The organism is Neisseria sp. HMSC70E02 (assembly GCF_001838645.1).
Lineage (GTDB): Bacteria > Pseudomonadota > Gammaproteobacteria > Burkholderiales > Neisseriaceae > Neisseria > Neisseria macacae.
The window spans coordinates 21,129-38,614 of record NZ_KV838073.1 but is presented as its reverse complement, the minus strand read 5'-3'; the positions used below and the strand labels follow the sequence as shown (position 1 = coordinate 38,614).

The following is a 17,486-nucleotide window of genomic DNA, read 5'->3' as shown; positions in this document are numbered from 1 at the left end:
GCCGTACTGGTTTAAAGTTAATCCACTATAAAACCCAAAGCTGAGTCTTAACAATAGATTTTTATTCACACAAGAATAATATCAAAGGATATCAACCCACCCTCTCTTTGACTCCCTCTAAAATTACACCCTATCTCTACATTGCACAGATACAAAAAAGCCTGCTTAAAGCAGGCTTTTTATCGATTATTTATCAGGATTGTGCTGACGGCGCAAAATCGCAGGAATTTCAAAATCATCTAAAACAGACTGATTGCCGAAATCTGCCGCAGTCAGATTCATGGAGCGAATACCGCGGTTGGTTCTTACCAGGCTTTCTACACTACCCGGTTGTTGAACATGGGAATCATCGACTCCGCTAACCAGTTTTTGTGCGCGGACAGCCGCACGCATTTGGTTTTCGCTGCCGTTTTCTTTCAAACCGGTCGCAATAATGGTTACGCGGATAGCGTCTTCGCCCATGTTGTCATCTTCGGCAGTACCGTATTTGCATTCTGCTTCAGGATGCGCATTCTCGTTAACCACTTTCATGATTTCACGGTATTCGGACATTTTCAGGCAATCCGGAGCGGTAGTGATGTTGACCAATACGCCGCGCGCGCCATCCAGAGTCACATTATCCAGCAACGGGCTGGAAATCGCTTGTTCGGTTGCCAAACGGGCACGGTCGATGCCTTGGGAAAAACCGGAACCCATCATGGCGATACCTTTGATGCCCATTACGTTTTTAACGTCGGCGAAGTCAAGGTTGATGAAACCGGGACGGGTAACCACTTCGGAAATACCGGCTACGGCATCACGCAGGACGTTGTCCGCCGCACGGAACGCTTCACGCATGGTCACGTCTTCACCCAATGCGGTCATCAGTTTGTCGTTCGGGATGATAATCAATGAATCGACTTGACCTTTAAGCTGCTCCAAACCTTCTTGGGCAATGTGTACGCGTTTGCCTTCGTAGCCGAACGGACGGGTAACGACTGCAACGGTCAGGATACCCATTTCTTTGGCAATCTCGGCAACCACAGGAGCCGCACCGGTACCGGTACCGCCACCCATACCGGTGGTGATGAACAACATATTCGCGCCGCGAATAGCATCTTCGATGGCTTCGCGATCTTCTTGTGCCGCAGCACGGCCGATTTCAGGATTGGCACCCGCACCCAAACCACGGGTCAGATTAGTACCCAATTGGATGCGCTTGGCTGCGTTATTTTTACCCAAAGATTGTGCATCAGTATTGGCACTAATAAATTCAACACCTTGGATGGTGTTGGCAATCATGTTGTTAATAGCGTTGCAACCGCCGCCACCCAAGCCGATTACTTTGATGACCGCAGGGCTTGCGGCTGATTCAGCTACGTCGTAAACAAATTCCATTCAAATACTCCTGCGCGCCCTGCATCGAGGACGGTCCAAAAATTTAGATATTACCCGTATTATATAAGAAGTATTCCGACGCTGGCAAAATACTTCTTATTCATTCACCATTACCGTTATTTTTTTACTACATTTTTTAACGAAAGCACACAAGTTTTTAATTATTGCGATTGGAACTATTCCGACGGCAATTCATTTTCCCTGTAAGCAAGTAACGGAACAATCAGAAATTGTCTTTAACAAATTTCATCAATCTTGCCCACAGACTGATTTTTTCAGCCTGATCATGAACTACGATAGCGCCGGTCACCGGTGCGCCATCTTCTTCTCCCCTTGCCGCCTGCAAAAGACCGATGGCGGTTGAATAGCGTGGATTGCGGATGCGTTCGGATACGCCGCCCATTTCTTGAGGTACGCCGATGCGTGCAGGCAAGGCGAATACTTCTTCGGCAAGCTCAACGATGCCGGTCAGCATAGATGCGCCGCCAGTCAGAACGATGCCTGATGTGAGCACTTCTTCAGGGAAGCCGGAACGGCGCAATTCGTTAAGGGTCAACTCTAAGATTTCTTCGACGCGAGGACCGATGACGCTTGCCAAAACGCGGCGGGAAATCTGACGGGGTTGACGGTCGCCGACGCTGGGAACTTCGACCATTTCGTCCAAGCCATCCATATCGGGAATCGCTACGCCGTAGTGGATTTTGATGTATTCGGCAGCGCTGTGCGGGGTGCGCAGTGCTTGTGCCAAATCTTTGGTAATCAAATCGCCCGCCACGGGAATCACGGCAGTATGGCGGATGGCGCCGTTGGTATAAACGGCAATATCGGTCGTACCGCCGCCGATGTCGATGACGCATACGCCCAAATCTTTTTCGTCTTCAGTCAAAACAGCCTGACCGCTCGCCAAAGGCTGAAGCATGATTTGGTCCATCTGCAAACCGCAACGATGGATACATTTTTGGATGTTTTGCAGGGCGGTATTGGCACCGGTAATGATATGTACGCGGGTATCGAGACGGACGCCGCTCATACCGATAGGCTCTTTGACGCCGGGCTGGTTGTCGATGATGTATTCTTGCACCACGGTATGCAGGATATTGTGATCCGGCGGGATGTTGATGGCTTTGGCGGTTTCGATGGCGCGGTCGATGTCGGCTTGCGAAACTTCACCGTCTTTGATTTTGACAACCCCTTGCGAATTCAAGCTGCGGATATGGTTACCCGCGATACCGGTCGTAACGTGGCTGATTTTGGTGTCCGCCATCAATTCGGCTTCATTGACTGCCTGCTGAATGGCTTGGGCCGTCGCGTCAATGTTGGTTACCATGCCTGCTTTAAGGCCGCGAGACGGTGCCTGTCCGAGTCCGACGATGTGGATTTCGTTGTCGTCTTGTACTTCGCCAATCAGGGCGATGACTTTGGATGTGCCGATATCAAGGGCACTGATATATTTACCTTGTTGTTCCATTATATTTGCTCGTTATTTCGCTGGAGTTATAACTATTTGTCTGTATTGGCAATAGTTTGCTTCACGCCGTTTGCTTGGCTTTAGTCGTCTGAAACATTTTCAGACGGCGTCTCTGATGTGTAACGCACGGAAAATCCATCTTTATACCGCATATCAACGTAGGATAACCGATTTTGATTTTTACGCAACAGCGTCGGCCAAATTTCAGCGAAAAGCTGTAAGCGTTTGATTTCGTTTTCCCTTCCCAGTCTGACGGTAATCCCGTTATCCAAGACCACCAACCAGGCGGAGCGCGGCGTATAAATCAGTTCTTTAATCGCCAGATTTTGCCGGCGGAGGATGCCGGAAAATTCTTCGTAGTGTTTGACCATGTCTTTGCCCGTACCGGGCTGTCCTTCAAAGATGGGCAGCTTGGCTTTGAGCTGGGCGTCAAACACATTGCCTTTGGAATCGACCAAACCGCCGCTGCGCCAATGCGCGACAGGCACGCGCTCGGTCAAATGGATTTCGACGGTATCGGGGAAACGGCGGCGCACCATGGCAGAATCCACCCACGGCAGCTTTTGAAAGGCTGCCTGAATACCGTCCAAATCGGCACGGAAAATATTGCTGTGCGTGGGCTGTTGAGCGGCGCGCTGAAGTTCCTTCCCGTCCGAATAGGTCAGCTTGCCCTGTATGGACACTTGTTTGACGGGAAAATGATTGGAGTTGTATAGCCAGGCTATGCAGGTGCCGATGAGCAGCAATGCCATCAGCAGCAACAGCCAGCGGGTCAGCCGACCCAGTGCGCTTGCGTCATCCCACATGTGCGGTTTTCAAAATTTCAATGCATAAATCGGCAAAATCCACGCCGGTATGGGCAGCGGATTTCGGTACTAAACTGTGGCTCGTCATGCCGGGCAGCGTGTTGATTTCCAAGAGGTAAAGTTTACCGTCGGTATCCTTGAGGAAATCGACGCGCACGCAGCCCTCTGCCCCGATTGCCTGCGCCCCGCGGACGGCCAGGGAACGCATCAGGTTTTCTTCAGCCTCGCTCAAGTCTTCGGACGGACATTGATAAACAGTGTCGTCGCGGTTGTATTTGGCTTCGTAGTCGTAAAACTCGGTCGCGGGGATGATGTGTATGCTGGGCAGGCCCTTGCCGTTCAACACGGGGCAGGAATATTCGCCGCCACCGATGAATCGCTCGGCAATGATTTCGCCTTGAAGGTGTTTCAATTCTTCGTAAACGCTTTTCAGACGACCTTTTTCTTTCACTTTCACAACGCCGACGCTGCTGCCTTCGGCTGCCGGTTTAACGAACATGGGCAAGCCGAGCTGCTGTTCGACGGCATCAAAATCAGAGTCTTCGCGCAAGACGGCAAACTCGGGAACAGGCAGCCCCAAAGCTTGCCAAATCAGTTTGCAGCGGTATTTGTCCATGCCGATGGCTGAAGCGGCGACACCGCTGCCGGTATAAGGAATGCCCAACAATTCCAACGCGCCCTGAACGGCACCGTCTTCGCCGTAAGTACCGTGGAGGATATTGAAAGCAGTTTGGAAACCTTGGTTTTTCAATTCCGCCAAGGGCGTTTCTTTAGGGTCGAAGGCGTGTGCGTCTATGCCTTTGCTTTTTAAGGCATTCAAAATGGCGGCACCGCTATCCAGCGAAATTTCGCGTTCGCTGGAAAAGCCGCCCATCAATACGGCTACTTTGCCAAAATTCTGCATTGTTTTTGTTCTTTCTTGATTACTTCATTTTTTGATACAGGTCGTCTGAAAACGAATCGGGTTTTCAGACGACCTTAATCTTGCTTGCCCACCCGATGGGACATCGCTTCATCGGGCGGCTATCGCGGCATCACGATAAAATTTCCGCCTCAGGCTTTTTTTGACAACTCCAGCATCGCGGCAGGAACGCGGTTGATGCTGCCCGCACCCATATTCAACACGATGTCGCCATCCTGTAAAACGTTCAACAGCATTTCAGGCAAGTCGGCGACGTTTTCGCAGTAAATCGGCTCGAGTTTGCCCAATACGCGGATGGCGCGGGCAAGGGCGCGAGAGTCGGCGGCAGCAATAGGCTCTTCACCGGCGGCATAAACTTCGGTCAACACCAGCGCGTCAACGGTATTGAGGACTTTGGTAAAGTCTTCAAACAAATCGCGCGTGCGGGTATAGCGGTGCGGCTGGAAGGCGAGCACCAAACGTTTTTCCGGATACGCGCCGCGTGCGGCGGAGAGGGTCGCCGCCATTTCGACGGGATGGTGTCCGTAATCGTCCACCAACAGCGCGGTTCCGCCGTTGGGCAGCTTGATGTCGCCGTATTTTTGGAAGCGGCGGCCGACGCCTTCGAAACCGAGCAAGCCGCGCTGAATCGCTTCGACGGATGCGCCTACTTCCAGCGCCACGCCGATGGCGGCCAAGGCATTAAGGACATTGTGTCTGCCGGGCATGTTCAACACGACTTCAAACGGCGCCTGCTCATGTCCTTTCATTTGGACATGAACGGTAAACTTCATTTGCGCGCCGACGCTTTCGATGTCGGTCGCGTAAATATCGGCGGTATCGTCCAAGCCGTAAGTGGCGTAGGGCTTGCTCACTTTGGGCAAAATCGCGCGGACGTGTTCGCTGTCGATACACAAAAACGCTTTGCCGTAGAACGGCATACGGTGGATAAAATCGACAAACGCCTGATGCAGTTTTTCGACGCTGTGTCCGTAAGTATCCATGTGATCTTCGTCGATATTGGTGACGACGGACATAATCGGGGTCAGATGTAGGAAGGACGCATCGGACTCGTCGGCTTCGGCGACGATGTATTCGCCTTTGCCCAAGCGGGCGTTGGTACCTGCGGCATTGAGTTTGCCGCCGATAACGAAAGTGGGGTCGAGACCTGCCGCGCCAAGGATGGACGCAGTCAGGCTGGTGGTCGTGGTTTTGCCGTGCGTACCGGCAATGGCGATGCCGTCGCGGAAGCGCATCAGTTCCGCCAGCATCAGGGCGCGCGGAATGACGGGGATTTGCTGCTCCAGCGCAGCGACGACTTCGGGATTGTCTTTTTTGACGGCGGTAGAGGTAACGACAACGTCCGCGCCGTTGACGTGTTCGGCGGTATGACCGGGATAAACTTGAATACCCAAGCTGCTCAAATGCTCGGTAACCGCATTTCTCGCCTGATCCGAACCGGAAACTTTAAAGCCCAAATTGTGTAAAACTTCGGCGATACCGCTCATGCCGACGCCGCCGATACCGACAAAATGGATGTTGGTGACTCGATTTTTCATCATGATGTTGCGTTCCGGTGGATTTTCGATGCGTAAAGGCGTTATTTTAAAGGGCTATCCGCTTCTGCGCCATAGTTTTCTTGTAAATTAAAGATGTTTCGGCATACAGGATTTCACATTGGTGGCAATATGGGTGAAAAAGAGGTTTTGTTCAGCGGCAAATTACCCATTTTTAAACTCAACTTCATCTACCAAAACACCAGCAAAAACAAAACATAAGGTCGTCTGAAAACCGTTTTCAGACGACCTAAAATCTTGCATACGGGTTGATTTTGACGGTTTCAATAGCCTTATATCGAATCCAAGGGCTTGAGCATGATGCAACGGCGTACGCTGTAATAGGCTTCCCTGCGCAACCAAGGGAGACCGGCAAGCTGTTTTTCTTCTTCGGTGGCATCTTCTTGGTTGTCAGCCATAAATTCCACGTTCATCGTAACATTGTCGGATTGGGCGTAGAAAAAGCGGATTAAATGATATTGTGCTTTGAGGTTTTGATGGCAGATGATGGTTTGCAGCGTGCTTTCCAGTGCTTCGGGGATGATGTTGCCGATTGTTTCCGTATCACCGCCGTCAGTGTCTTCGACCAAATTTTTCGTTACCCAGTCCCCCAAAATCGCTTGAAAACGGTTGCCGTTGCTTGCCGTCCAGATTTCGTGCGGGCAATGGTTTTCGTTGGGATTGAATGTATCCAGTAAAACGTGCAGGCTGTTGGTGCAGAAGCTTTGCAGGTTGCGTGAAAGGGCTTCTTCCAGATTTTCGCCGATGTCGCCGCAGCATTCGTAAAGTTCGCGCCCGTCGGGCAGGGTAATGCCGACATCGAAACGGCTTACCACTGCGCCGTTGGCGTGTTCACGCGGAAACGCCCAAGTTTCAAGTTGTACGGGTACGGCGAAATTGGGCAGGATTTTTTCGCCCTGCATTTGGCAGGCATAGCCGTGGGCTTGCAGAATTTCGGCAAGGGCTACGTTGAGGTCTAGGGTGTCGAGTTCCTGGGGTTCCATGATGGTTTCTCGAAAAGTTGGAAATTCAAAATCGAAATTTTCTATATGATTATGAGGTTATGCAAGTTCGCTTCGTCACTCCCGCCTATGCAGGAATGACGATATAAATTTACCATCAAAGCCCGAAGGTCGTCTGAAAACCGTTTTCAGACGACCTCTCGTTTATCAACTTGACGGCACTTGTATCCTCATCAAGCGCATATCCAATTTGCACCGTCCCCACGCGGTCGCATATACAAGGCGCAAGAGCCACGGATAACGCGGTTTGCAGATGCTGCTCAAGCCCGCTTCTTCGATGATTTCCACACCTGGTATCAGTCGTCGGATATCGTCCGTTCCGCTTATCGCCCAGCGGAACTCGGGTGGCTTGTCCATTTTGCCGAGCGCGTCGTGGCGTTTGCTTTGTCCGATGTAGACTTTGGGAATGGTGTCGAAGGCAAGTTGGGCATGCGGCAGGCAGCGGGCAACCTGTTTGAAAAAGTCCTGCACTTGCGTCTCTTCGAAATACATCAACACGCCTTCGATCACGAGCAACACGGGTTTGCCGTGCGCGGCAACGGTGTTCATCCACGCTTCGTCGAACATGGACGCGCCCAGATAATGATTGTCCGACTTGGGCAGCAGCATACGCCGCACTTCAATCACTTCCGGCAAATCCAAATCATACCAAGCGGTAATGCGCGGCTTGCCCAAGCGTTCGTAACGCGCATCCAGCCCCGCGCCGATTTGCACGACGACGGCATCGGGATGTTCGGCGATAAAGTGCCGGGTCATATCGTCCAACAGCTTCGCCCGCCCGCAACAGCCGACCTGCGATGCTTTGGCTTTGGCAAACTTGCCGAAGTCGTAGTCAATCTTGTCCAACATCCGCACGGCTTCGTCATCGCGCAAAAGCGGCTGCGCCCTACCCTGCTCCACCGCCTTCGCCCACAGGGGAATCAGCATGGTACTGGACAAGGCGGAAACGGTTTCGGGAGAGATTTTTTCGGACATGGCAGCCTCCAATGAGAGAAATTCCTATTTACATCATACTCCCGCACAATACGGCTGCCAAGTTGCAAAAAGGTCGTCTGAAACCTGTTTCTTGGTTTTCAGACGACCTCTGTTTCGTTCATCACATCATGTCATCATGCCGTACACGCGATGGCGGCTTCCGCCACATCGTCCGCACTATGCGGCATCGCCAGCGTGCGGGCGTTTTCCGCCCATTTGAGGCATTTTTCGCGGTTTAAGCCACCGAGGATTTCGGCGAGTTTTTCCGCTGTCAGCTGGGTTTGCGGCAACAACAATCCTGCCTCCGCCTGCACCATAAAACGCGCATTGGCGGTTTGATGGTCATCGACAGCGTAAGGATACGGCACCAGCAGCGCGCCCAGCCCCGCCGCCGTCAACTCGGCAATCGTCAGCGCGCCGGCACGGCAAATCACCAAGTCGGCATCGCGGTAGGCGGACACCATGTCGGTAATAAATTCCACGCATTCGGCTTTCACGCCCAGCGCGTCGTAATCCGCCTGCAAGCTGCCCAGCTTGCCCCGGCCTGATTGGTGATACATCTGCGGGCGCGCATCGTCGGGCAGCAAAGCCAATGCCTGCGGTACGGTTTTGTTCAAAACGTCTGCGCCCAAACTGCCGCCGACCACCAAGATTTTCAGACGACCTTCACGCCCTTGGAAACGTTCGGCAGGCGCGGGCAGGTTGGCAATATCGGCGCGGACGGGGTTGCCGACCAGGCCGCCTTCGTGGCTGAACGCTTTCGGAAAAGCGTACAACACCCGCTTCGCCCAGCGCGACAGTTGGCGGTTGGACAAACCAGCCACGGCGTTTTGCTCGTGAATCACAATCGGCACGCCGCACAGTTTCGCCGCCAAGCCGCCGGGGAAGGTAACGAAGCCGCCGAAACCGATGACGCACTCGACGCGGTGTTTGCGGATAATGCGCTGCGCTTCGCGGACGGTTTTATACAAAGTAAACGGCAGCATCAGCTTGCGTTTGATGCCGTTGCCGCGCACGCCTTTAATCGCCAGCGTTTCGAGCAGGATGTCGTATTGCGGCACGATGCGCTCTTCCATCGAGCCTTCGCTGCCCAGCCAAATCACATGATGACCGCGCGCGCGCAATGAATCCGCCACCGCCAGCGCAGGGAAAATATGGCCGCCGGTACCGCCCGCCATCAACATGAAAGTTTTACCGCCCATGATTTACTCCACTTGGTAACCGCGCATTTTTTTGCGGTTTTCATAATCGACGCGCAACAACAAAGTAATGCACACCAGCATGACCACAACCGCCGAACCGCCGTAAGACATCAACGGCAACGGCAGCCCCTTGGTCGGCAAAATACCGATGTTGACGCCGATATTGAAGAAACTTTGAATCCCTATCCAAATACCGATGCCGTTGGCGACATACGCGCTGAACGTCAGCCCGGAATCACGCGCCTGCTTGCCGATGGAGAATGCGCGCATCACCAGCCAGCCGTAGCAGAACACCAAAATACACATCCCCACAAACCCGAATTCCTCGCCAATAACGGCAAAGATAAAGTCGGTATGCGCTTCGGGCAGGTAGAAGCGTTTTTCCAAACTCGCGCCCAAGCCCTGACCGAACCATTCGCCGCGCGCAATCGCCATCAACGAATGCGTCAACTGATAACCTTTGCCCAAAGGGTCGCCCCAGGGGTCCAAGAATGCCGACACGCGCGCCATACGGTAGGGCGCCGCCAAAATCATCACGCCCATCCCCCCCAGCACGCTCAGTACCAAGACGGCAAAATATTTCCACGGGAAACCCGCCAAAAACAGCATACCCATCGTAATCGACACAATCACGACAAACGAGCCGAAATCAGGTTGCGCCATCACAAAAACCAAACCCAGCGCAATCATCACGATAGGCAGCAGGATGTTTTTAAACTTCTTCAGCTTCTGCCAAGTTTTCTGACGCGCTTCCTTGCTGAACGGGCACATAAAAGCATTGAACAAACCGACAAACAGCGGTTTCAAACCCAAAGAGTCCATACTGCGCAAAACTTCCTCACGCCGCGTGAACAGGCTGGACAAATACAAAACCGTCGCCAACTTGAACAACTCGGTCGGCTGAAGATTGAGCGGCCCGATATGTATCCAACGCGTCGCCCCGTTGATTTCACGGCCGACAAACAACACGACCACCAGCAAAATCGCGGAAAAAGCAAAATAAAACGGAATGATTTTCCGCCAAAAACTCATGCTCAACAGCGACAGCCCGAGGCAGCCCAATACGCTCGCGCCGACAAACATCGCCTGTTTGCTGACAAAAGAAAACTGATTGCCGCCTTCGGACGCGGCATAGGCAATCGACGCAGAATAAATCATCACCAGGCTGAAGGCGGTCATCAAAACGACCATCCACAACAGTGACACATCGAATTTCCGACCGTCCAAAGAAATCGGGCGGTCGAGAAGTTTGGAAAGACTAATCATGAAAAACATCCGTATAGGGGCAGACGGAAAAATCCGCCCCGAAACAACCAGAACAAAGCGTTTCAGACGACCCTCCGCCTAATCGGGACATCGAAGGTCGTCTGAAAAAATATCGTGAATCAGAAAAACGTCATTCTAAAGGTTTCTTGCCAAAGCAACAATTCAGATTCTTTAAAGACAGTCGGATTCCGGCGTTCTTTGCGCCCTCCCCTACCCATCACAAACACAAAAAAGGTCATCTGAAAACGTTTTGATGTTTTCAGACGACCTTTTATGAATCTTTTCCTCGATCAAACAGACCGCTTTTTATCCAATGCAAATCCTACGCCACTTGCGGTATTTCCGCCCACGGCTGTATCTGTTCCAACTGCGCGGCGAGGCCAAGCAGCGTGTCTTCGCGCCCGTGGGCGGCGGCGAACTGGGTACCGACGGGCAGTCCGTTATGCCGGTAGAGCGGCACACTCATGGCGGGGTTGCCGCTCATGTTCAGCGGCGACGTATAACCGACGTATTGCAGCGCGGCGGCGGCTTCTTTTTCCAAAAACGGGTTGTTTTTCAACAGGAAACCCAAGCGCAGCGTGCCGAACAGCAGGCGCATGGCTTTTTGCGCGGCGGGCGGCGGCATCATCTCGCCGATTTTCGGCGTGGTGCGCGGGCAGACGGGCGTCATCAACACGTCGTAGCGCGTGAAAAATGCTTTGGCGGCACGTTCCTGCGCCAGCATCACGTCGCGCGCCCAAGCCATTTCACCCGCGCTGATTTGCCGCCCCTGCACAATCATTGCCCACGTTGTCGGCTCAAGCAGGCGGTGCGGCAGTTTTTGTCCGGTTTCGTATTGATATTGGTAGAACAGTTTTGCCGTTTCGCCCATGACGATGACGCGGGCGGCTCGGTTGAGCTGTTCGAGCGGTGCAAAATCGGGCGTGGCTTCTTCCAATTCGTGTCCCGCATCTTGCATCAGTTTCAAACTATGGGCGAACGCGGCTTCCGTGCCTTCGTCGTTGCCGCCGCCAAACCATGTCTGCTTCCAAAAAGCGATTTTCAGACGACCTGTTTCTTGTTTCAGGCTGTCTGCAAAACCGTTTTCGGGCGGCGGCGGGCAGGTATACAGGGCGCGCTCTTGGGTTTGGGCGGCGATGTCCAGCAAAACCGCGCTGTCGCGCACGCTGCGGGTCAAGACATGGTCGCATACCAAACCTTGCCATGCTTCCGATGCGTTCGGCGCGTAACTGCTGCGGCCGCGCGTGGGTTTCAGCCCGAACACGCCGCAGTTGTGCGCGGGTAAGCGGATGGAACCGCCGCCGTCGCTGCCGTGCGCTGCGGGGACGACGCCCGAAGCCACTGCCGCAGCCGCGCCGCCGCTGCTGCCGCCCGCGGTGTAGTCCAAATGCCACGGATTGCGCGTGATGCCGTAAATTTCGGTTTCGGTAACGGGATACGCGCCCCATTCGGGCGTGGTGGTTTTGCCGAACACGCGCAGCCCCGCATCGAGATAGGCTTGGGTCAAATCGCTGTTTTGCTTGGCAATGTAATGCTGCATCATGCGCGAACCCGACCATGTCGGCGCGCCTTCCCAATCCGCCAGCAGGTCTTTGAGCAAAAACGGCACGCCCGCCAGCGGCGTATCGGCATTTTCAGACGACCCCTGCCACGCCGCCGCGCGTTCGCGCAAATCATGCGCCAACAGGTTGAGCTTGGGATTGACTTCGTCCAAGCGGCTCAAAGCAGCCTGCAACACTTCATCGGCGGAGACTTCTTTTTTGCGGATCAGCTCTGCCAAACCGACAGCATCGTAACGGATGTAGTCTTGAAAATTCATGGGTTTTCCTTTCGGATTGATAAACACACGTTTTTTCGGTCAGGCATGGCTGCCCGCCGCCTCGCCGTTTGCCCGCATAGGCAATTTTTAAGAAACAGTCACACCGGATAAAGGAAAAGAACAAGTTTGCCGCTGCTGCAAAAAGGTCGTCTGAAACCGCCTTGACGTTTTCAGACGACCTTTGAGGCGATGGCGTACAAGGTTTACGGCAAAATCTCAATTTCCGCGTTGTGTTTCACGCTGCGGTAGAGTTCGTCGATTTCCTCGTCCGTTACCGCGATGCAGCCGTTGGTCCAGTCTCTTTGCAGGTGTTTTTTGCCGATAGAACCCCAGCCGTTTTTGATGCCGTGGATTTTAATCAGCCCGCCCGGACTTTTGCCTTGTGCCGCCGCGTAGGCTTTGTCGGTTTCGTTAGGGTAAGAAACGCCTAGATTTTTGTGGTATGCGCTGTTGGGATTGCGATCGTTGATGCGGTATTTCCCTTCGGGCGTTTTGCCGTCGCCTTCAAAGTGTTTATGCCCGACGGGCTGCTTGCCCAGCGCAATGGGATAGGTTTTCAGCAGCTTGCCTTTCGAGTACGCCGACATGGTGCGCTTGCTTTTATGCACGACCAACCTGTCGATAACGGCATCTTCGGGAAGCGGCGTTTCGCTTGACTCGGCAACGGATGACTCGCCTGATGTCGCAACGGTCTGCTCGGAACGGATAGGCATGGAATACCAAACCACTCCGGCAGCGACTGCCAAAAGCAAAACCGCCGCCAAGCCGATTTTCAACCCTCTTTTCATCTTTCAGACGACCTTACAAAGCCTTAAACGCCTCGATAAACACTTCCGAACGGTGCGCATAGCCTTTGAACATATCGAAGCTCGCGCAGGCGGGGCTGAGCAACACAATATCGCCCGCTTCGGCTTGGGCGTATGCCGTCTGAACCGCCTCTTCCAAAGTGGCGCAGTCGGTCATATTCAAACCGCAGCCGTCCAAATCTCGGCGGATTTGCGGCGCATCGACGCCGATCAGGAACACGCCTTTTGCCTTGCCGACAAGCGCGTCGCGCAGGGGCGTGAAGTCCTGCCCTTTGCCCATACCGCCCAAAATCACGAAGAGCGGGTTTTGCAAACCGGCAATCGCGGCGGCAGTCGCGCCGACGTTCGTGCCTTTACTGTCGTCGATGAACACCACGCCGTTTTTCTCGCCGATTTTTTCCACGCGGTGCGGCAGGCCTTGGAAGGTTTTGACATGTTCGAGCAATGCTTCGCGCGGCAAACCGACGGCTTCGCACAAGGCGACGGCAGCCATAACGTTGGCGACGTTGTGCAGACCTTGCAGTGGGATGTCTTGCGTGGCAATCAAGTCTTCATCGCCTTGTTTCAGACGACCCGTTTCGCGTTCCAACCAAAAATCGGCCTCGTGTTCCAACGAAAACCATTTCACCTCGCGCCCGGCGCGTTTCATGGCGCGGCAGAACACGTCGTCTGAATTTAAAACCTGCACGCCATCGCCACGGAAAATCTTGGCTTTGGTATGCGCGTAGTCGAGCAGGTCGTCGTAGCGGTCGAGATGGTCTTCGGAAATATTCAGCACCGTCGCCGCAGTCGGGCGCAGGCTTTCGGTGTTTTCCAGTTGGAAGCTGGAAAGCTCCAACACCCACACGTCCGCCTTTTTACCTTCGCGCTGCAATTCCGCCTCCAAAACCGGCGTACCGATATTGCCCGCGATAACGGTATCCAGCCCGCACTTAATGCAGAGATAGCCGACCAGGCTCGTTACCGTGGTTTTGCCGTTGCTGCCGGTAATCGCAATCACCTTGTCGCCGCGGCGGTTCACAATATCCGCCAGCAATTCGATGTCGCCCAACACGCGCCCGCCGTTTTGCTTGAACGCCTCGATATCCGGCTGCCGCTCGCTGATACCGGGGCTGAGCGCCAAAATATCGAAACCGTTGGAGAGCGCATCTTTCAGACGACCCGTATAAAACACTAGCCCTTCAAACATCTTACCGATTTGCGACACGCGCTCCGGTTTCAGCTCCGCATCATAAGCGGCAACCTCCGCGCCGTTTTTGCGCAGATAGGCAATCATGGAAATACCCGTACCGCCGAGTCCGGCGACGAGGATTTTTTTGTTTTGGAAAGTCATTTTGGTTTTGTCCTAAATATTCAGACGACCTTGGGATAAAGATTCAATATCCTGCCTGATTCAATTCTCGGTAAGCATCGCAACCTAGCTGTATTCCGTTATCACAAGCCTTACCAACCCACTCTTTGGCAATCACTATATCTTGCCGGACCCCTTGCCCAGTGGCATACCTCAAGCCCAAAGCCAATTGGGCGTGAGCATCTCCTTGTTCTGCCGCCTGGCGATACCACTGCATTGCCTGTGCATAATCTTGACGGACTCCTCGCCCATTGTCGTACATCACCCCCAAATATAATTGGGCTTCTGCAAGCCCTTGTTCTGCCGCCTTGCGGTACCACTGCACTGCCTGTGCATCGTCCTGACGAACTCCTTCACCTTTTTTATACGCCACACCCAAATTATATTGGGCTTGAGCATACCCTTGTTCTGCCGCCTTGCGATACCACTGCACTGCCTGTGCATAGTCTTGACGAACGCCTTCACCTTTTTTATACGCCACACCCAAATTATATTGGGCTTGAGCATACCCTTGTTCTGCCGCCTTGCGATACCACTGCACTGCCTGTGCGTAGTCTTGACGGACGCCTTGCCCTTGAACATACATTCCACCCAAATTATATTGGGCTTGAGCATACCCTTGTTCTGCCGCCTTGCGATACCACTGCACTGCCTGTGCATAGTCTTGACGAACGCCTTCACCTTTTTTATACGCCACACCCAAATTATATTGGGCTTGAGCATACCCTTGTTCTGCCGCCTTGCGATACCACTGCACTGCCTGTGCATAGTCTTGACGGACGCCTTGCCCTTGATCATACATCACACCCAAATTATATTGGGCTTGAGCATACCCTTGTTCTGCCGCCTTGCGATACCACTGCACTGCCTGTGCATAGTCTTGACGGACTCCTCGCCCATTGTCGTACATCACACCCAAATTAAATTGGGCGTCGGCATTTCCTTGCTCTGCAGCTTGAAGCATTTTCTTAAAATTCGACACATCATCAGCCCAAACCGCTTGCCCTATGCCCAAAGCCAGTAAGGCAAGCATCATGTTTTTCAATAAGGTATTCATCTCAAAATCCTTTTTTTATTCAGAATGTTTTTGGGTTTGTCTATGTGTTTCAGACGACCTTTGGGAAAGGTTTCATTATCCTACTTAATCCAATGTACGGTAAGCGTCACAACTTTGCTGATCTCCATTGGTACAAGCCTTGCCAAGCCATTCTTTGGCAATTGTATAATTTTGGGGGACGCCTCGACCAAACGCGTACATAAGCGCCAAATTATGTTGGGCATAGGCATCCCCTTGTTCCGCAGCCTTGCGAAACCACCCCGCTGCCTGTGCATAGTCTTGGCGGACGCCTCGTCCTGTTTCATACATTAAACCCAAATTAAATTGGGCGGTAGCCGTCCCTTGTTCCGCTGCTTTGAGAAACCATTCCACTGCTCGTGCATAGTCTTGACGAACACCTTGTCCTTTTTCATACATTACACCCAAATTATTTTGGGCCGGAGCATACCCTTGTTTTGCCGACTTGTGATACCACTCCATTGCCTGTAAGTAATCTTGACGGACTCCTTGCCCATTGGCATACATTGCACCCAAATTATTTTGAGCAGAGGGATGCCCTTGTTCCGCAGCCTTGCGATACCATTCTGCCGCCTGTGCGTAGTCTTGATGGTTACTGGAGTCGTTGGCATACAGCAATCCCAAATTATATTGGGCTGTGGCAGCCCCTTGTTCTGCCGCCTTACGATACCACTTCATTGCCTGTGTATAGTCTTGATGGACGCCCAGCCCTTTTTCATACATTACACCCAAATTATTTTGAGCTTTCACATTTCCCCGTTCCGCCGCTTGAAGGGTTCCCCTAAAATCAGGAATATCATCCGCCCAAGCTGCCTGCCCCATGCCCAAAGACAGCAAGGCAAGCATCATGTTTTTCAATAAGGTGTTCATCTCAAAATCCTTTTTTATTCAGAATGTTTTTGGGTTTATCTATGTGTTTCAGACGACCTTTGAGAAAGGTTTAATGTCCTTCGTTATTCAACTGTCGGTAGTCATTGCAACCATCTTGTAATCCATTATCACAGGCCTTCTTGTACCACTCTTTGGCAACTTTTCGATTTTCGGATACACCTTGTCCTTCTTCATACATCAAACCCAAATTATATTGAGCTTCTGCATTTCCCTGTTCTGCTGCCTTGCGATACCAATACAGTGCCTGCTTATCATCTTGACGAACACCGAATCCATGGCTGTAAGCCACGCCAAGATCTAATTGAGCTTTGATATTTTCTTGATCTGCTGCACGATGTAGCCATAGCACCGCCTGTTTAAAATCTTTTTGCACGCCTAAACCATGCATATATCTTGTAGCTACGGTATATTGTGCTTGATTATCTCCCTGCTCCGCCGCCTTTCGATACCATTGGAACGCCTTCTCAGGTGCTTTACCGACACCTAATCCGTTATCATACATAATGGCTAAATCATATTGAGCATCAAGATATCCTTGTTTTGCTGCCTTTTCATACCATTGAGCTGCTTGCCCGTAATCTTGCTCTATACCCTTACCCAAAAAATAGATTAATCCTAAATCATATTGGGCTTTAGCAAAGCCTTGTGCAGCAGCTTTTTGAAACCAATATTTAGCTTTCTTATAATCTTGGACAACACCCTTTCCCTGATAATACAACCCTCCTAGATTGGTCTGCGCATCCACGTCCCCTTGCTCTGCTGCTCTACGGAACCAATGTTCTGCCTGTTTATAATCTTTGGGCGCTCCTTTCCCTGAGTAATACATCAAACCTAAATTAAATTGCGATGCAGCATTGCCTTGTTTTGCCTCTAGTTCTGTTTCTGCAAAATTTGGGATGTTACTTGCATTAGCCATATGCCCTAATCCAAACAAAACAATTGCGATCTTTCCTAACCATTTTTTCATTACA

General features: G+C 52.3%; 15 protein-coding genes. All 15 read right to left on the bottom strand.

The window, feature by feature from the left end; all coding sequences use genetic code 11:
- Positions 1–186: 186 nt before the first annotated feature.
- Positions 187–1,377, bottom strand: a complete 1,191-nt coding sequence (ftsZ, locus tag HMPREF3277_RS02680; protein WP_003757229.1) for a cell division protein FtsZ — start codon at positions 1,375–1,377, stop codon at positions 187–189.
- Between the two features lie 223 nt (positions 1,378–1,600).
- Positions 1,601–2,845, bottom strand: coding sequence for a cell division protein FtsA (gene ftsA, locus HMPREF3277_RS02675; RefSeq protein ID WP_003779891.1), 1,245 nt, complete (start codon positions 2,843–2,845; stop codon positions 1,601–1,603).
- Between the two features lie 80 nt (positions 2,846–2,925).
- Positions 2,926–3,651 carry a cell division protein FtsQ/DivIB gene (locus HMPREF3277_RS02670; protein WP_070869962.1) on the bottom strand — a complete coding sequence of 242 codons (726 nt, stop codon included), beginning with the start codon at positions 3,649–3,651 and terminating at the stop codon, positions 2,926–2,928.
- Positions 3,641–4,555, bottom strand: a complete 915-nt coding sequence (locus HMPREF3277_RS02665; RefSeq protein WP_070869961.1) for a D-alanine--D-alanine ligase — start codon at positions 4,553–4,555, stop codon at positions 3,641–3,643. Before HMPREF3277_RS02665 ends, HMPREF3277_RS02670 begins: the two co-directional genes overlap by 11 nt.
- 149 nt (positions 4,556–4,704) lie before the next feature.
- Positions 4,705–6,114: a UDP-N-acetylmuramate--L-alanine ligase gene (gene murC, locus HMPREF3277_RS02660; protein WP_003764619.1), complete on the bottom strand. Its 1,410-nt coding sequence runs from the start codon at positions 6,112–6,114 to the stop codon at positions 4,705–4,707.
- Between the two features lie 287 nt (positions 6,115–6,401).
- Positions 6,402–7,112 carry a DUF6348 family protein gene (locus tag HMPREF3277_RS02655; RefSeq protein ID WP_070869960.1) on the bottom strand — a complete coding sequence of 237 codons (711 nt, stop codon included), beginning with the start codon at positions 7,110–7,112 and terminating at the stop codon, positions 6,402–6,404.
- 165 nt (positions 7,113–7,277) lie between these two features.
- Positions 7,278–8,105 carry a class I SAM-dependent methyltransferase gene (locus HMPREF3277_RS02650; RefSeq protein WP_070869959.1) on the bottom strand — a complete coding sequence of 276 codons (828 nt, stop codon included), beginning with the start codon at positions 8,103–8,105 and terminating at the stop codon, positions 7,278–7,280.
- A 134-nt stretch (positions 8,106–8,239) separates the two neighbouring features.
- Positions 8,240–9,307, bottom strand: a complete 1,068-nt coding sequence (murG, locus tag HMPREF3277_RS02645; RefSeq protein WP_070869958.1) for an undecaprenyldiphospho-muramoylpentapeptide beta-N-acetylglucosaminyltransferase — start codon at positions 9,305–9,307, stop codon at positions 8,240–8,242.
- 3 nt (positions 9,308–9,310) lie between these two features.
- The gene (locus HMPREF3277_RS02640; protein WP_070869957.1) at positions 9,311–10,573 is read right to left on the bottom strand and encodes an FtsW/RodA/SpoVE family cell cycle protein; all 1,263 of its coding nucleotides are present in this window, start codon (positions 10,571–10,573) and stop codon (positions 9,311–9,313) included.
- Positions 10,574–10,895: 322 nt separating this feature from the next.
- Positions 10,896–12,392, bottom strand: a complete 1,497-nt coding sequence (locus HMPREF3277_RS02635) for an amidase (RefSeq protein WP_070869956.1) — start codon at positions 12,390–12,392, stop codon at positions 10,896–10,898.
- A gap of 203 nt (positions 12,393–12,595) precedes the next feature.
- Entirely contained in the window at positions 12,596–13,180 is a 585-nt protein-coding gene (locus HMPREF3277_RS02630; protein ID WP_070869955.1) for a L,D-transpeptidase family protein, read from the bottom strand.
- Between the two features lie 13 nt (positions 13,181–13,193).
- Complete coding sequence (gene murD, locus HMPREF3277_RS02625; protein ID WP_070869954.1) at positions 13,194–14,531, bottom strand: UDP-N-acetylmuramoyl-L-alanine--D-glutamate ligase; 1,338 nt, start codon at positions 14,529–14,531, stop codon at positions 13,194–13,196.
- Positions 14,532–14,574: 43 nt separating this feature from the next.
- A complete protein-coding gene (locus HMPREF3277_RS02620; protein WP_070869953.1) occupies positions 14,575–15,606 on the bottom strand; it encodes an SEL1-like repeat protein in 1,032 nt (343 codons plus the stop codon).
- Between the two features lie 84 nt (positions 15,607–15,690).
- The gene (locus HMPREF3277_RS02615; protein WP_003767346.1) at positions 15,691–16,494 is read right to left on the bottom strand and encodes a tetratricopeptide repeat protein; all 804 of its coding nucleotides are present in this window, start codon (positions 16,492–16,494) and stop codon (positions 15,691–15,693) included.
- A 70-nt stretch (positions 16,495–16,564) separates the two neighbouring features.
- On the bottom strand, positions 16,565–17,482 hold the full coding sequence (locus tag HMPREF3277_RS02610) for an SEL1-like repeat protein (RefSeq protein WP_003767331.1): 918 nt from the start codon (positions 17,480–17,482) through the stop codon (positions 16,565–16,567).
- Between the last annotated feature and the right edge of the window lie 4 nt (positions 17,483–17,486).

What these genes read in the sequence shown, in the direction of transcription:
- ftsZ (WP_003757229.1), bottom strand. Translation starts at nt 1,377, where the DNA reads ATGGAATTTGTTTACGACGTAGCTGAATCAGCCGCAAGCCCTGCGGTC.
- ftsA (WP_003779891.1), bottom strand. Translation starts at nt 2,845, where the DNA reads ATGGAACAACAAGGTAAATATATCAGTGCCCTTGATATCGGCACATCC.
- HMPREF3277_RS02670 (WP_070869962.1), bottom strand. Translation starts at nt 3,651, where the DNA reads ATGTGGGATGACGCAAGCGCACTGGGTCGGCTGACCCGCTGGCTGTTG.
- HMPREF3277_RS02665 (WP_070869961.1), bottom strand. Translation starts at nt 4,555, where the DNA reads ATGCAGAATTTTGGCAAAGTAGCCGTATTGATGGGCGGCTTTTCCAGC.
- murC (WP_003764619.1), bottom strand. Translation starts at nt 6,114, where the DNA reads ATGATGAAAAATCGAGTCACCAACATCCATTTTGTCGGTATCGGCGGC.
- HMPREF3277_RS02655 (WP_070869960.1), bottom strand. Translation starts at nt 7,112, where the DNA reads ATGGAACCCCAGGAACTCGACACCCTAGACCTCAACGTAGCCCTTGCC.
- HMPREF3277_RS02650 (WP_070869959.1), bottom strand. Translation starts at nt 8,105, where the DNA reads ATGTCCGAAAAAATCTCTCCCGAAACCGTTTCCGCCTTGTCCAGTACC.
- murG (WP_070869958.1), bottom strand. Translation starts at nt 9,307, where the DNA reads ATGGGCGGTAAAACTTTCATGTTGATGGCGGGCGGTACCGGCGGCCAT.
- HMPREF3277_RS02640 (WP_070869957.1), bottom strand. Translation starts at nt 10,573, where the DNA reads ATGATTAGTCTTTCCAAACTTCTCGACCGCCCGATTTCTTTGGACGGT.
- HMPREF3277_RS02635 (WP_070869956.1), bottom strand. Translation starts at nt 12,392, where the DNA reads ATGAATTTTCAAGACTACATCCGTTACGATGCTGTCGGTTTGGCAGAG.
- HMPREF3277_RS02630 (WP_070869955.1), bottom strand. Translation starts at nt 13,180, where the DNA reads ATGAAAAGAGGGTTGAAAATCGGCTTGGCGGCGGTTTTGCTTTTGGCA.
- murD (WP_070869954.1), bottom strand. Translation starts at nt 14,531, where the DNA reads ATGACTTTCCAAAACAAAAAAATCCTCGTCGCCGGACTCGGCGGTACG.
- HMPREF3277_RS02620 (WP_070869953.1), bottom strand. Translation starts at nt 15,606, where the DNA reads ATGAATACCTTATTGAAAAACATGATGCTTGCCTTACTGGCTTTGGGC.
- HMPREF3277_RS02615 (WP_003767346.1), bottom strand. Translation starts at nt 16,494, where the DNA reads ATGAACACCTTATTGAAAAACATGATGCTTGCCTTGCTGTCTTTGGGC.
- HMPREF3277_RS02610 (WP_003767331.1), bottom strand. Translation starts at nt 17,482, where the DNA reads ATGAAAAAATGGTTAGGAAAGATCGCAATTGTTTTGTTTGGATTAGGG.